A 13,894-nucleotide genomic window follows, 5' to 3' on the forward strand; every position below is an offset into this window, starting at 1 on the left:
TTACCTCACCAAAGAGTTTGACTATAAATAAACAAAACACTTTATTTAATGGTTGCCCATGTCCCCCTACCGCAGCTTGACCGCCATCCTCTGCGTCACCCTGATCAGCGTCAGTGGCATCGCCCTGCCGTACCCCATCCTGGCCCCCCTGTTCATCGAGCTGGGCCACCCGGTCAGTGAGTTCGCCGGCCTGCCACCCAAGCTGTTGCTGGGGCTGGTACTGGCGATCTATCCGCTGGGGATCCTGCTGGGCAGCAACCGCATCGGTGCCTGGTCCGATCGGGTTGGCCGGCGCAAGGTGCTGCAGTGGACCATGGCAGGCTCGGCCCTGGGTTATGTGCTCTCTGCCTGGGCGATCCAACAGGGCAGCTTCCTGGGCTTTGCCCTCAGCCGACTGCTGACCGGGGTGTGTGAGGGCAACCTCAGCGTGGCCCGGGCCATTGCCGCGGATCTGCACCCCCACATTGACCGCACCCGGGCTTTCTCTTATCTCAACGCCACCGGCTATGCCGGCTACCTGGTGGGGCCGCTGCTGGGCGGCTTGATGCTGCCGCTGGGGGCCAGCATGGCGTTCTGGCTGGCGGCCCTGGCCTGCCTCGCCGCGCTGGTGCTGATTACGCTGTTGCTGCCGCAGGATCGCCCTACTGGACAGTTCCGGGGCCAGACCAGCCTGGGACTGCTTAAGGAGGCGCACCTGCGCCCCTTCTTTGTGCTCTATCTGCTGCTGATGCTGGGGCTCAACGGTTTCTACGAGTTCTACCCGGTGTGGTTGGTGGAGTTTCGCGGCTTTGACAGCCTCAACATCGCCTACACCACGGTGCTGCTGACCAGCTCGATGATCCTGATGGCCATCCTGGGGGTGATGTCGGTGAAGCGTTGGCTTGGGGTGGCCGGCACGGCGCTGGTGGGGATGGCAGGTTTTGCCCTGGCGTTGTTGCTGCTGCCTCTGAGCGGTGACCTCTATCTGCTGCCCTTTGTGCTGATGGGCTTTGGTATAGCCCTGTTCAATGCCACCCTGGCCACCTACCTGGCGCAGCACGGTGGCGAGCAGTACGGCCAGGGCCGGCTGATGGGGCTGATGACCACCACCTTCTGCCTGGGCAACGTGCTGATGGCGCTGATCGGCGGGGTGCTGATCCTGTTCGATACCCGCTGGGTATTGGCACTCTCGTCGCTGCTGGTGCTGCTGGCAGCGGGTCAGTTTGGCTACCACCACTTCCACCGGGACACCTGGGGGGCCCAGCGCAGCCTGGCAAGCTAACGCTACAAAGCCGTTGCCCTGCGTTGCCGCTGCGTCCGCTGGTGTGATCCGGGTCACGCCTTTCGGCGCTGAGTGGGCGTGTTAGGCTGCCTGAAGAGTGAAACCAGGCAAGGGGAGCCCGATGAGCCATCATGTCGCCGATTTTGACCACTGGATCCGCAACGATTTTATCCGTCTGAACGCTGAGCTGGAGGCGCTGTATTACGCCCAGCCGGACCGGGCGGAGGTCGAAGGCGTAGGGGGCGAGCTTAAGCGGGAGCTGGAGCAGCGTGGCCGCGGCTTCAGTGAGGCGCTGTTGGCGGAGGGCAATACCGATGAAGGCTTCGACGCCGCCTTCGATCTGCTGGGCAACGTCGGCCTCTACCTGGCCGCCTGCCGCCGTCATGGCCTGTCGGATCCGGACCGGGATCGCTGCTCACCCCAGGCCGAGGCGTCCGCCCTGGCGATGCACATCGCCGCCTCCATCGGTGTGGTACCCCGTTTCGCCACCGCCCATCTCTGTACCCATAACCGCGCCATCGACGGTCGCTACAAGTCCTTTACCGAGCTGCCCGATGAGCTGTGTTTCATCGACTACAACAGCAAGGGGATCCTGGCGTTCAAACGCGCCGCCGAGGCGCTGATGAAGACCCAGTCGCTGGGGATCTCCCATCCCATCACCGCGGATCTGCTGGCGGCGGCGGAGCAGGCGTTGTTGGAGGTGCAGGCCAGCAACCAGGAGCTGTTCCAGCGACTGGATCCGGCCCGCTTCTTCTACAGCGTGCGGCCCTACTACAAGCCCCACCATGTGGGCAGCCAGGTTTACCGCGGTGCCAATGCCGGCGATTTTGCCGGGATCAACGTCATCGATATGCTGTTGGGGTTGTGCCAGGGCAACGACCCGGCCTACGGTCGGATGCTGGTAGAGAAGTTCCTCTACATGATGCCGGACGACCAGCGCATCCTGCGGGACTGCATGCGTCGTCGCAGCCTGATGGACGACTTTCTGGCCGCCCGGGATCAGCACCGCAGCAGCTGGTACCAGACCAACCTGGCGGCGTTTCTGCGGCTGTGCGATCTGCACGGCGCCATCGCCGGCCAGCATCACGACCAGTTGGTGCACCAGTTTATCGTCCGGCCGTCTGAGCAGATGGCGGACAAACACATGGAGCAACTGACCGCCAGCGGACCCCAGCTGGCCCACCTGCTCAAGGCGCTGACCGACCTGCGCGACCGACGCTCGGCGGCGCCGCGGGAGGATATCCTGACCCGTCATCGCGAGGTGGCGCTGCTGCGTCAGCTGCTGGGGGCGTCGGCATGAACCTCCATCGCGACGATTTTCGGCTGGGGGCGGGCCCCTACCTGCTGAGCCACTCCATCGGCCGGCCGCTCAAGGACGCCGAAGCGGCGCTGAGTCAGAGCCTTTTTACCCCCTGGGGCGGACCGGGCAACGACACCTGGCCCCAGTGGCTGGCGCTGATTGATCAGTTTCGCGGCCAGCTGGGCCAGCTGTTCTCTGTGCCCGCCGAGGGCTTCTGTCCCCAGGGTAATGTCTCCAGCGGCCTGACCAAGCTGGCGATGGCGTTGCCGCGGCTACAGCGGGGCCAGAAGGTGCTGCTCAGTGAGCAGGACTTCCCCACCATCGGCTTTGTGCTGCGCCAGGCCCTGCCTGGCGGCGCCGATCAGCTGCGCTTTATCCCGGCCAGCCAGGATGTGACCGACGCCAACGTCTGGGCCGATGCGATGAGCCCGGATATTGGTTTGGTGTTTGTCAGCCACGCCTACTCCAACACCGGCCAGCAGGCGCCGGTGGCGGCGATCTGCGCCGAGGCGCGGCATCGGGGGATCCTGTCGCTGCTGGATCTGGCCCAGTCCGCCGGGGTGCTGCCATTGAGCCTGGCGCAGAGCGCGCCGGACTTTGCCCTGGGCTCCTGCGTCAAATGGCTGTGCGGCGGCGCTGGCGCCGGTTACCTGTGGGTGGCACCACAGCGGCTTAGCGAGTGTGCGCCCAAGGACGTGGGCTGGTTCTCCCACCAGGACCCGTTCGAGATGGACATCCACGATTTTCGCTACCATCCCGGCGCCAATCGTTTCTGGGGGGGCACCCCCTCGGTGGCGCCCTTTGCCATCGCCGCGCATAGCCTCAATTACCTTAATGGCGTCGGCGTCGAGGCGATCCGCGCCCACAACCTGGCGTTGCAGCAGGGGGTGATCGAGGCCCTGGGTGAGCGGATCGTCTCGCCCCACGGCGAGACTCAGCGCAGCGGTACCCTGGTTCTGCAGCTGGGCGAGCGCCAGCCGTTGCTGGTGCAGGCGCTGGCGGAGGCGGGCATCGAGGTGGACCAGCGCCCTACCGGCGTGCGCCTCTCGCCCCACCTCTACAACACTCCGGCGGAGATGGGCCAGTTGGTTAGCCTGGTGCAGTCGGTAAGCTGAGTCGTATGGCCTCGCCTGCTGGCCTATGGGTTTACCTTTGGGCTCGGGCGTCATAGGGTAGCTCTCTACGTCACGGTCGGTGGCCAACCGACCGAATGCACAACATCAGCAAGGAGCGCACCATGGGCCCATTGAGCCGCCCGCTGTCCCTGGCCAATGGCCACGGCATCAAGAACCGTCTGTTCAAATCCGCCATGAGTGAGCAGCTGGGCGATCGCCAGCACAACCCCACCCCAGAGCTGGCGCGGCTTTACCGCACCTGGGCCGAAGGGGGCATTGGCGTGTCGGTCACCGGCAACGTGATGGTGGATCGCACCGCCCTGGGCGAACCCAAGAACGTGGTGCTGGACCGGGACAGCGATCTCGGTGCCTTTCGTCGCTGGGCCCTGGCGGGCAAGGCTGCCGAGGGGCAGATCTGGATGCAGCTCAATCACCCGGGCAAGCAGATCCCGGCAATGTTGTGCAAAACCCCGCTGGCCCCCTCCGCTATTCCCCTGGGCCGAGGGCTGGAGAAATCCTTCAATCCTCCGGCGGCAATGACCGAGGCCCAGATCCAAAGCGCGATCCAGGCCTTTGCCACCGCCGCCGAGCTGGCCAAGCAAACCGGCTTTGATGGGGTGCAGATCCACGGCGCCCACGGCTACCTGGTCAGCCAGTTCCTCTCACCGCGCCACAACCAGCGCGACGACGACTGGGGTGGCAGTGCCGACAAGCGGATGCGCTTCGTACTGGCGGTGTTCCGCGCCATCCGCGAGCGGGTCGGTGCCGATTACCCGGTGGGGATCAAGCTTAACTCGGCGGATTTTATGAAGGACGGCTTCTCTGAGAACGAGTCGATGGCGGTGGTGGAGGCCCTGGCCGAGGCGGGGATCGATCTGATCGAGATCTCCGGCGGCACCTATGAATCCCCGGCGATGATGAGCGCCGGCAAGCGCGCCTCCACCTTGAAGCGTGAGGCTTACTTCCTCGACTACGCGGAGCAGGTGCGCCAGCGGGTCAAGGTGCCACTGGTGGTGACCGGTGGCTTCCGCTCCGCTGCCGGCATGTCCGAGGCACTGGAGAGTGGCGCGGTGGACATGGTGGGATTGGCACGGCCAATGTCACTGCTGCCGGATCTGCCCAAGCGGGTGATGGCGGAGCCGGATTTCGTGCTGACCATGGCCAACCCCAGCACCGGCTTCAAGGCGCTGGATAAGATGGGGATGCTGAGCATCACCTGGTACGAGTTTCAGCTGGAGCGGATGGGCCAGGGCAAGGCGCCTAAGCCAGGCTTGTCGGCCTGGGGGGCGCTGCTGGCCACCTTTGGCCGGTTGGGGGTCTACGCCTTTCGTCAGCGTCGGGCCTGAGCCTCCGTTATGGCGGCTTCGTCCCAAAAAGGGCGTGATGAGCTTGCCAACATGGGGCCGGCCTCGGTGTCGCGGGTTTCGTTTGCTGGTGGCCAGGCGATCCTTAAGCAGGGCGTCAGTGCCACCGAGATGGATTTCTACCGCGTCGTATTGCCGCAGTCGACCGCGCTTCAGGCGTTAGCGCCACGCCTGCTGGATGTACCTGATGAGCAAAGCCTGATCATCGAGTACCTGCCTACCCTGCTCGAGGCGGAGCAATGGCGCTCTCCGGCCCTGCTCGAGGGCTTGGCCGTGTTGCACAACAGCTCGCTGACACTGACAGACTGCCAACGCTACCCTCTGACCTGGTCAGAGCAGGCGACAGAAAGTGCCTTGGCTCGGCTGGACAAGGCTGTTCGGGTGCAAGCCGCCAGAGCGATCCAGCCCTTCTGGCAGCAGCGAGAGCGGATCTTTGCGCCGCTCTACCCGCTCTCCGGCGACAGCAACATCGGCAACTGGGGGCGGCGCGAGTCTGGGGACTGGGTGCTGTTTGACTGGGAGCGGTTCAGCCTGGGATCGCCGGCCATCGACCTAGCCCCGCTGCTACCGGGGATGTCGTCCCCTGAGCAGGCGACCGAGTTCGGCAGGGCCTATCTGGCGAAGAATCCCGCTTGCACAACCGCTCTGGCCCAGCTGACCTCGCAGATACTGGTCGCCAAGGCCTGGATCGCGGTAGAGGTGATTAATCTGCTGCATGAGCGAGACAATCCCCGCACATTGGAGTACATGGCCTGGTTTAACCGCGTGCTGCCCAGCTGGCTCGCAGAGAACAGCCGCAACCTGGACTGAAAGGCTGCTCCGTGAGGAAGAGTTGGTCTCGGGTAGGAACCTGTCACAAGTGCGACCGGTATAGGAGAGAAAAACGCCCCGCAGATGCGGGGCGTTGTGTTTTTAGCGCGGCTTAGAACTTGTAACCGAGGGAGACCATGTATACCCAGGGGTCGACATCGGTGCTGATGCTCACCGCATCCCCTGCCAGTTTGAAGTCCACGTCGGTACCGATGTCGATGTACCACACCGAGGCGTTCACCAGCCAGTTGCTGCCGAACTGGTAGTCCACCCCAACCTGGGCGGCCAAGCCTACCGAGGTGTCGACGGACAGGTCAGTCAGGGCACCATCGAGATCGTTAGTGAATTTCTCATCGAAGAAGATGGTGGTGTTGACCCCAGCGCCGACGTAGGGGCGCAGGTTGCCGTTGCCGAAGTAGTACTGGGCCATCAGGGTCGGCGGCAGGTGTTTGAGCTTGGCGATGTCGCCCAGGCCCGGCAGGCTGACGGTGTGGCTGAAGGGGGTGGCGGCCAGCAGCTCAACACCGAAGTGATCGCTCACCATGTAGGCAAAGTTCAGCCCCAGCTGGGTGTTGCTGTCGATACCAAACTCACCGATGTCGGCGACCACATCGGAGCTCTCATTGGGGGCGACGGTGGCGGCACCGAAACGGAAGATAAAATCACCGGCATCATGGGCCATGGCAGGGGCGGCGAGGGCGGACAGCACGGCGGCGGTCAAAAGGGCGGTTCTCATACTGTAACTCCTTGTTCTGGCCTTGCGGCCTTATTGAGATCCTCTGTGATGGCTTCACCCTAGCCGACACTAAGGCGTTGAAATCTGATCCGGATCAAACTGGATTTAACAAGATGGCAACATTAGGCCTTGTTGTGATCCTGATCACGCTAAGGTGATGGGGTACATACGTATTCAATTGCTGATGGCGGCGGGAGCTGGCTAGCTTAAGGCCTGCAAAAGGAGGGGGGCTATGAATAGAGAGCGGGGCTGGAAACTGGCTATGGCAACGCTGCTGTGGGGGCTGGGTTGCTCGGCGTGGGCCGCTTTACCCGAAGTCAGCAGTGGCAATTTGGTGCGGTTGGAGTCGTTCCCCTCAGCGCGGATCCCGGCCCGCCACGTGGATGTGTGGGTCCCGGCGGGATTTGCTGAGGAGCAGCGCTTCGAGGTGCTCTATATGCACGACGGCCAGATGCTGTTTGACGCCGATACCACCTGGAACGGCCAGGAGTGGCAAGTGGACGAGGTGGCGAGTGCGCTGATGGCCAGCGGTGCCGTGCGCCCCTTTATCGTGGTGGGAGTCCACAACGGCGATCGTCAGCGCCACAACGAGTATTTTCCCCAGGCACCGTTCGAGGCGCTGCCCGAGTCAGTCCAGGCGGAGTTTCTCCAGCTCGAGCGCCAGCCGGGATTGCCGCTGTTTGGCGGACCGGTGAACTCCGACGCCTACCTGGATTTCCTGCTGACTGAGCTGGTGCCGCAGATCGAGGCCCGCTTCCCGGTCAAGCCCGGGCCGGAAAATCGCTACCTAATGGGCTCCAGCATGGGCGGGCTGATCTCCTGGTATGCTCTACTCAGCCATCCAGAGGCCTTTGCCGGTGCCGCCGCGCTGTCGACCCATTGGCCCGGGATCATGACCGCGGACAACCCAGCGCCGGCCGCTTTTAGGGCCTACATCGCCCAGCGACTGCCTTTGCTGGCTGGTCAAAAGCTCTATTTTGATTACGGCGACCAGACCCTGGACGCGCTCTACCCGCCGCTGCAGGCCCAGGTCGACCCGCTATTTGCCGACTACCCCAAGGATTTGTGGATCAGTCGCTTCTTTTCCGGCGCTGCCCATACCGAGTCCGACTGGGCCGAGCGGCTGGATCAGCCACTGCGCTTCCTGTTTGGCACGCAGTAGCAGCAATGGATAAACAAAAACGCCGCACTCAGGCAGAGTGCGGCGTTTTCTTTGGCTAGCGGTGTTGCTTTTGGCTAGCGGCGCTTAGGCCATGTTGAACAGGGCCTTGAGGTCAATGGCTTGCCAGTCCTGGCCCAGGGCGGGCAGCTTGATCCACATATTCATGGCAGTCAGATCGGTCACCACCTGGTAGTTGGTCAGGTCCACGTCCTGATTCGTGGGCTTGGTCACGCCACCGTTCTCCATAAAGCTGCCGTCGGCGTTGTACAGCGGCAGGTCAAAGATCGCCCGCATCGCTTGGGCGTCGATCTCGCCGCTGCGCTCCTCATGGCGGGCGGACAGGTTGTCAAAGCGCTTGAGGGAGAAGCTCATGGTCTCGCGCTTGCCCAAACCCCAGTCCGGGTTGAGGAAGGTGTTGACGGTAATAAAGGAGTCCGCGTCCTTATCCGCCACACGCAGGCGGTTCTCCTGGATGGTGTTTTCGTAGGAGCAGGCCTTGCCCTGCTTGTCCGCCAGCATCCAGATGGCGGCTACGTCGGTGCGGGCCGCTTGGAAGCGGGCGCTCAGGGCCTCAATGTTGTCGCTCTCGGCGATGTAGTCGAATACCGAGTTGAGGAAGGAGGGCTTCTCGGCGGAGACGATGTTACCGCCCATGGAGGTACCGTCGTGCAGATCGGTGTAGACCCCCTTGTGGTTCAGACCAGTCACCAGCCACTGCCATCCCGGCCAGCTGACGTTGGCCACCTTGTTGGAGCCGTCGGTGGGGTTGTAGACGGTCAGGTAGATCGGGAACTCGAGGAAGTGCTCACTCCAGTCCATGTTGCGGCCCACCAGGGTGTGACCGTCGGCGGTGTTCTTGCCCCAGGTGGCGATGGAGGTACAACCGGAGAAGGAGTGCGCCTTGCCCTGGTAGATGGCCATGGCACCGCCCTGGTCCAGCACCAGCACGTTCTCTACCGGCCAGCCTATGGCATCCGCCACCCCCTGGAAGTACTGCTTGCGGCGCAGGGAGAGGGCATCGAAGATCCGACGGCCAAACAGCTGGGCGGACTCAGCCTCGGTGGTGAAGCCGTTATCAAACAGCGGCTTGATGGTCTTGTCCCACATCAGCACCATGTCCTCTTTGGCCAGGGTGCCGTACTGCTGGCCCATCTCGTACCAGCTGCCGGACAGCTGCAGGACGAACAGCATCTCGTCGCCGGTGGTGAATTTCTTGCCTTGCTCAAACTGCTTGTGCAGGGTCAGGTTGGTTGCGGTCATGATGGCCTCTTCTGGTCAGTAGTGAATTGCGATGGCGCTAATCTAACCGCGAAGCCATTTTCGCCTAACTCGTGTCGCGATGGGTTGATCAATCAAATTGAGGATCTTGATGGACTTGGTCGCGCCAAATTGTTGCTGGTGCAGGAATTTTCTCAGCCAGGGAGTTGGGGATGAGCGTTGAGAAAATCATCATATTTTATTTCTGTGCTGGGCCAATTGGGCACTGCAGGGCCGGAGAGCCGAAGGCAGCTATGAGGGAAACGGGAGGCACGGGGAGAGGCTAACGGAAAACGCCGCTCGCATTGACCTGTCTATAGCTTCATGGTTTAGGCTCTGCGCATTATCCAGTAGCGAAAAGAGAATCCAGTATGCAGTACGCAGCGTTGTCATCTGCCAATATCGACGCCATCCAGGCGCTGTTCACCCACACCTTCACCGACTCGGAAGGGGCACAAGAGGGGGCCGCCATCGGTCAGCTGGCGGCGGCTCTGGCCACGACCACGCCGGCCGAGGAGCTGCGGATCTTTGCCGCCCATGATGGTGACCAACTGGCGGCGTGCGTGCTGTTCACCCGGCTGCATTTTGCCGGCGCGGAGGGAGACAAAGGCCGTGAGGCCTGGCTGTTGTCGCCGATGGCGGTGGCCACGGCAATGCAGGGCAAGGGGATAGGGCAGGGCTTGATCCGTTACGGACTGGCGGCGCTGAAGGCGCAGGGGGCTGAGTTAGCAGTGACCTACGGCGATCCTAAGTTCTACGGCAAGCTGGGGTTCGAGGCGGTGACCATCGAGCAGGTCCCGGCGCCCCAACCGCTGAGCTTCCCCCACGGTTGGCTGGCACAAACGCTCGAAGGCGAGGCGATGCCGACACAAAAAGGGCCGGTACGATGCGCAGAGGCATTGAACCGGCCCGAGTTCTGGTAAAGGGCTATTTCATCTTCAGCACTGCCCATTGGGGCACAACCCAATGGCGCATTACGCTGAGGTAACGCAGCACCAGCACCAGGGCGATGGCCAGCAGGGCACCGAGCTGGGCGTGGTCCGGTGCCAGCGCCAGCACGGTGGCGTGCAGGGTGCAGCCCAGCGCCACCGGGACGATGTAGAGCTCCTTGCCCAGCAGCATGGAGGGACGCTGCAGCAGGGTGTCACGGATAACGCCACCGCCGGTGGCGGTGATGACCCCCAGGATCACCGGGCCCAGTGGCAGGCCAAAGCCCAGCTCCCAGGCTTTGGTGGTACCTAGCACGCCAAACAGGGCGATGGCGACGCTGTCTACCGCCTGGTACAGCAGGTTGATGCCGTGGCGATCCAGCAGTGAGTAAAAGCAGAAACCCAGCAGGGCACTGACCGCGGCGATCCACAGGTAGGAGGTATCCTCCGCCCAGAAGATCGGCACATCCAGCAGGGTGTCACGGATGGTGCCGCCACCCACCGCGGTGACGGTGGCCAGCACCAGGATGGTGAACAGATCCACCTGCCGGCCCCGGGCTGCCAATACGGCAGAAAGGGCAAAGGCTACGGTGCCCAGTACGGAAAACAGATCCGACAGGAAAGCCATGGAGATCATGGGGTGCTCCTATTGATTCAGGGTAACAGGCCCTACCGTCGAAGACGGTGGGGCCTGCCGCTTAGTGGTTGCAGCCATCCAGGTGCTCGAGGGCGCTGTGCAGGCAGCACTCGTAGTGAGCCAGCTGAGCATCGGAATCATCGGCGCGCGGGTTGGTGGCGGAGTCGTTCAGGCTGACGTATTCGCGGCCACCCTTCTTCTGCTCAAAGTCCGCTTTCACCTCGGCCAACAGGGCCGGATCGGTCATCAGCTCCAGGCCCTGGGCTGCCAGCACGTTGGCGGCGCGCAGGCCGGCCTTGCGGCCGATGCTCATGCCGTTACAGGCGGTGCAGCCCCACTGGTGCGGCGGGATGTGCTGCGGCCAGGCGGCGAACATCACCCCCATGGTGGGCACGTTCCAGCTGATGTCCCCCACGTCGGTGGAGCCGCCCACCTCGATACCGGTGGAGACCGGCATCACGCTGGTGGCCATACCGGATTCCGGCTTGCCCATCTCCCGCTGGATTGACTTGGCAAAGGCCTGCTCCTCTTCGGTCCAGTCGATGGGGAAGTAGCGCTGCATATGATCGGTGATGCGGGCGGCCAGCACGTCGTTGGGCAGGCAGTCGTAGATCCCACCCAGGTTGGTGACCTCGGTGCGGGTCTGGGTCGACAGCGCCGCGCCCTGGGCCATGTCTTCCAGCCAGGCCTTGTGCTCACGCACGTTGTCGGCGCTCTTACCGCGGTAGCGCACCAGTACCTTGGCGTAGTCCGGCACCACGTTCACCGCAGCGCCACCTTCGAGGATCTGGTAGTGCAGACGGCCGGTGGGCTCCAGCTGCTCGCGCATCATGTTGGCGGAGACCAGGAAGATCTCGGCGGCGTGCAGGGCGTTGCGGCCATCCCAGGGGGCGGTCCCGGCGTGGGCAGTGACGCCGTGCCACTCCACGATCAGATCGATGGAGGCGGTGGAGTGGAAGTTGATGGCGGAGTTCACCATCGCCGGGTGGTTGTGCAGGCACACATCCAGTTGCTCAAACACGCCGGTGGCGGCCATGTAGTTCTTGCCGTTCAGCGCCTCTTCCGCCGGGCAGCCAAACACCTTGATGGTGCCGGGGATGCCGTTTTTCTCCATGTGGTTCTTCAGGGCGATAGCGGCGCCAATGGAGCTGGAGCCGATCAGGTTATGACCGCAGCCGTGACCATTGGGGTTGCCGTTCTTAGCGGGCTGCTTGTGGGGGACGGTGTCGTTGCCCAGATCCGGCAGGGCATCGAACTCCACCAGGTAGCCCAGCACCGGGGCACCGCTGCCCCAGGTGGCGATCCAGGAGGTGGGCAGGCCGGCAACATCGCGCTGCTCGATGGTGAAGCCGTGCTGCTCCAGCACGGCGCTCTCCAGGGCGGAGCTTTTGAACTCGTCGTAGCTCAGTTCGGCAAAGTCCCAAACGTTGGAAGCCATGTCCCAGATGACGTCGGACAGGGCGTTTACTTCTTGGTCGATGGCGTTGAAGTCGGTCATGGTGAATACCTCGGTTGGCATGGTTAAGGTGAACTCGCACCGGTGGCTCAACTCCTCACCAGCGCTTGACGACCGGCATCATAGGGGGTGTTTTTCGACATGCGAACTCATCAAGCGATGGTTTGATCCATCATATGAAGAGGTCTTAAGTCCAGCTGGTGGCTCTATTACCCTGATAAATCGGAAATGTCGTGCCATCACCCGTTTGCTCCGAACGGAGTGTGGTAGCCTCACGACGACCAATCTATGGGCATTAATGAGCAGAGGAAGTGGGCGGGTATGAGCAGTAGACCGCTGATGGTGTTGTTGTGTGGGGCGTTGCTGCTGGGTTGTGGCAGCGAAGATGAACATAAGTTCGAGGCGGGACGGATCGCCCACTACTTTGACCTGGATTTTTATTCGGTGCTGGCGCTGTGCCACGACGCCCCCTGCAAGCTGGAGGTGGAGTACCTCAGCGGTGACGTGGTGGCCCACTTTCGCTACGTCGACGAGTCCGCCATCCAGGGTCATCTGCACCTGAAGGACCACCAGGAAGCGGGGCGCATCGGGCTGTACGAATCGGTGCTGACCGAGCTGGCCTGCGCCCCCGAGGCGGTGGAGCTGCTGGCGATGGCAAGCGGTGAGATCCTGCCTCTGCAACTGGACAAGGACAACGGACTAGCCCTGTCCGAGCCCTATTGGGACGCCATCAGCGCCGAACAACTGGGTCATTACGACGCGGTGCAGATCCACTATCTCAAGGACACAGAAGCCTGTCAGGCCGAATCGCCCCAGTACCGGGACGATCTCAATGGCGGGGTCCGGGCGGATCTGATCACCCTGCTCAGTGGTGGCCTGGCCGAGCCGGAGCCCTATTAACCGGTCGGCTATTCGGTAACAACGGCGTCCCTCGGGACGCCGTTTTTGCTGGGAGTCCAGGTATCGCCTGCCCTATCAAAAGCGATAGGCCAGCTTGGCCATCGGCCCATAGAAACGGTGGGTCACGTTCAGGTCGGTGTGCTCTGGCTGGTAATCGACCCCCACCTGAAAGTAGCTGTACGCCGCGGTGACACTGAGGGCATCGGTGATCTGGTAGCGTGCGGCGATCTCCGCCTCCCCCATCCAACCGGAGATCTCTCCCGCGCTCAGGTAGAAGGCTTGGAGATGGCTTCTGATCTGCCACTTCTTGCCCAGCTGGTACTCCATCTGCAATCCCAGGCTTGGCAGCGGCGCAGTGACGCTGTTGGCCACCTCCAGCTCCAGTTCGCTGTCGGAGCTGGGTTGCCCAGTAGGGGCGGCGGTCATCTCCAGGTCACCACGGAAACCCAGCTTCAGATGGGTGATGTGGAGGCCGGTGAGCAGATCGGCGGCGATCTTGTCCGATTGATAGAAGCGGTAGCCATAGCCGAATCGAACGATGTCGATGTTCAGCTCGGTGGCCAGGTAGGAGCCGGCGTCCACCTGGTAGCGCTGGTTGTCCCAGGTGAACTGGAACGGGTCCATCACGCTGTGGTTTTCGCCAGAGCGGTGCAGGCGGCGCCAGTCCAGGTAGATCATGTGGCGAGGCTGGAATCGATACTCCAGATCCAGGTAGGCCAGGGTCTGGTCGTGGGGCAGGTTCAGCTCGGATTCGAAGTTGAGCAGGCGGTTCTGCTCAAAGATGGGGTCGTACACTGTCAGATCGGTGCTGCTCAGCGCCCAGAAAGCGCCCAGTTCGATCTCGAAGCTCTGTGCCTGGGCCCGCATCGTGCACAGGGACAGGAGGACGGCAAGCCACCAAGGTAAGTGCCAAAGCGTGGTGCTGGGGCGAGAAGCTGGCGGCAAGCGGTTGGTCATGGTGGTCCCC

13 protein-coding genes are annotated in these 13,894 nt (G+C 62.8%); 8 read left to right on the top strand and 5 right to left on the bottom strand.

From position 1 onward, the window contains the following. Nucleotides 1-58: 58 nt before the first annotated feature. The 5 genes from BUC04_RS16025 to BUC04_RS16045 all read left to right on the top strand — a co-directional run bounded on the left by BUC04_RS16025 (nucleotide 59) and on the right by BUC04_RS16045 (nucleotide 5,850). Nucleotides 59-1,261, top strand: a complete 1,203-nt coding sequence (locus tag BUC04_RS16025; RefSeq protein WP_067662621.1) for an MFS transporter — start codon at nucleotides 59-61, stop codon at nucleotides 1,259-1,261. A 121-nt stretch (nucleotides 1,262-1,382) separates the two neighbouring features. Further along, nucleotides 1,383-2,561 (top strand): PrnB family protein, encoded by a 1,179-nt coding sequence (locus tag BUC04_RS16030; protein WP_067662623.1) that lies wholly within the window; start codon nucleotides 1,383-1,385, stop codon nucleotides 2,559-2,561. After that, nucleotides 2,558-3,676: an aminotransferase class V-fold PLP-dependent enzyme gene (locus tag BUC04_RS16035; RefSeq protein WP_067662626.1), complete on the top strand. Its 1,119-nt coding sequence runs from the start codon at nucleotides 2,558-2,560 to the stop codon at nucleotides 3,674-3,676. The genes BUC04_RS16030 and BUC04_RS16035 overlap by 4 nt, the downstream gene beginning before the upstream one ends. 122 nt (nucleotides 3,677-3,798) lie before the next feature. Then, nucleotides 3,799-5,022 (top strand): NADH:flavin oxidoreductase/NADH oxidase family protein, encoded by a 1,224-nt coding sequence (locus BUC04_RS16040; protein WP_200804697.1) that lies wholly within the window; start codon nucleotides 3,799-3,801, stop codon nucleotides 5,020-5,022. Nucleotides 5,023-5,031: 9 nt separating this feature from the next. Further along, nucleotides 5,032-5,850 (top strand): phosphotransferase family protein, encoded by an 819-nt coding sequence (locus tag BUC04_RS16045; protein ID WP_067662632.1) that lies wholly within the window; start codon nucleotides 5,032-5,034, stop codon nucleotides 5,848-5,850. Between the two features lie 112 nt (nucleotides 5,851-5,962). On the opposite strand, the gene ompW is transcribed toward BUC04_RS16045, so the two are convergent. Continuing rightward, nucleotides 5,963-6,586: an outer membrane protein OmpW gene (gene ompW, locus BUC04_RS16050; RefSeq protein ID WP_067662635.1), complete on the bottom strand. Its 624-nt coding sequence runs from the start codon at nucleotides 6,584-6,586 to the stop codon at nucleotides 5,963-5,965. A gap of 232 nt (nucleotides 6,587-6,818) precedes the next feature. Here ompW and BUC04_RS16055 point away from each other — a divergent pair, with 232 nt between their 5' ends. Continuing rightward, complete coding sequence (locus BUC04_RS16055; protein WP_234977439.1) at nucleotides 6,819-7,748, top strand: alpha/beta hydrolase; 930 nt, start codon at nucleotides 6,819-6,821, stop codon at nucleotides 7,746-7,748. A gap of 84 nt (nucleotides 7,749-7,832) precedes the next feature. Here the strand turns inward: BUC04_RS16055 and BUC04_RS16060 are convergent, their stop codons facing one another. Further along, entirely contained in the window at nucleotides 7,833-9,008 is a 1,176-nt protein-coding gene (locus BUC04_RS16060; protein WP_067662641.1) for a C45 family autoproteolytic acyltransferase/hydrolase, read from the bottom strand. Between the two features lie 368 nt (nucleotides 9,009-9,376). Here BUC04_RS16060 and BUC04_RS16065 point away from each other — a divergent pair, with 368 nt between their 5' ends. Then, nucleotides 9,377-9,928 (top strand): GNAT family N-acetyltransferase, encoded by a 552-nt coding sequence (locus tag BUC04_RS16065; RefSeq protein WP_067662644.1) that lies wholly within the window; start codon nucleotides 9,377-9,379, stop codon nucleotides 9,926-9,928. A gap of 4 nt (nucleotides 9,929-9,932) precedes the next feature. Here the strand turns inward: BUC04_RS16065 and BUC04_RS16070 are convergent, their stop codons facing one another. Further along, complete coding sequence (locus BUC04_RS16070) at nucleotides 9,933-10,571, bottom strand: trimeric intracellular cation channel family protein (RefSeq protein ID WP_200804698.1); 639 nt, start codon at nucleotides 10,569-10,571, stop codon at nucleotides 9,933-9,935. A gap of 61 nt (nucleotides 10,572-10,632) precedes the next feature. Next, entirely contained in the window at nucleotides 10,633-12,090 is a 1,458-nt protein-coding gene (locus tag BUC04_RS16075; RefSeq protein WP_200804699.1) for an amidohydrolase, read from the bottom strand. Between the two features lie 258 nt (nucleotides 12,091-12,348). Here BUC04_RS16075 and BUC04_RS16080 point away from each other — a divergent pair, with 258 nt between their 5' ends. Beyond that, a complete protein-coding gene (locus tag BUC04_RS16080) occupies nucleotides 12,349-12,927 on the top strand; it encodes a hypothetical protein (protein WP_067662647.1) in 579 nt (192 codons plus the stop codon). A gap of 75 nt (nucleotides 12,928-13,002) precedes the next feature. On the opposite strand, the gene BUC04_RS16085 is transcribed toward BUC04_RS16080, so the two are convergent. Next, nucleotides 13,003-13,884 (bottom strand): DUF481 domain-containing protein, encoded by an 882-nt coding sequence (locus BUC04_RS16085; RefSeq protein ID WP_143165757.1) that lies wholly within the window; start codon nucleotides 13,882-13,884, stop codon nucleotides 13,003-13,005. Between the last annotated feature and the right edge of the window lie 10 nt (nucleotides 13,885-13,894).

Source organism: Ferrimonas marina (genome assembly GCF_900129905.1).
GTDB lineage: Bacteria > Pseudomonadota > Gammaproteobacteria > Enterobacterales > Shewanellaceae > Ferrimonas > Ferrimonas marina.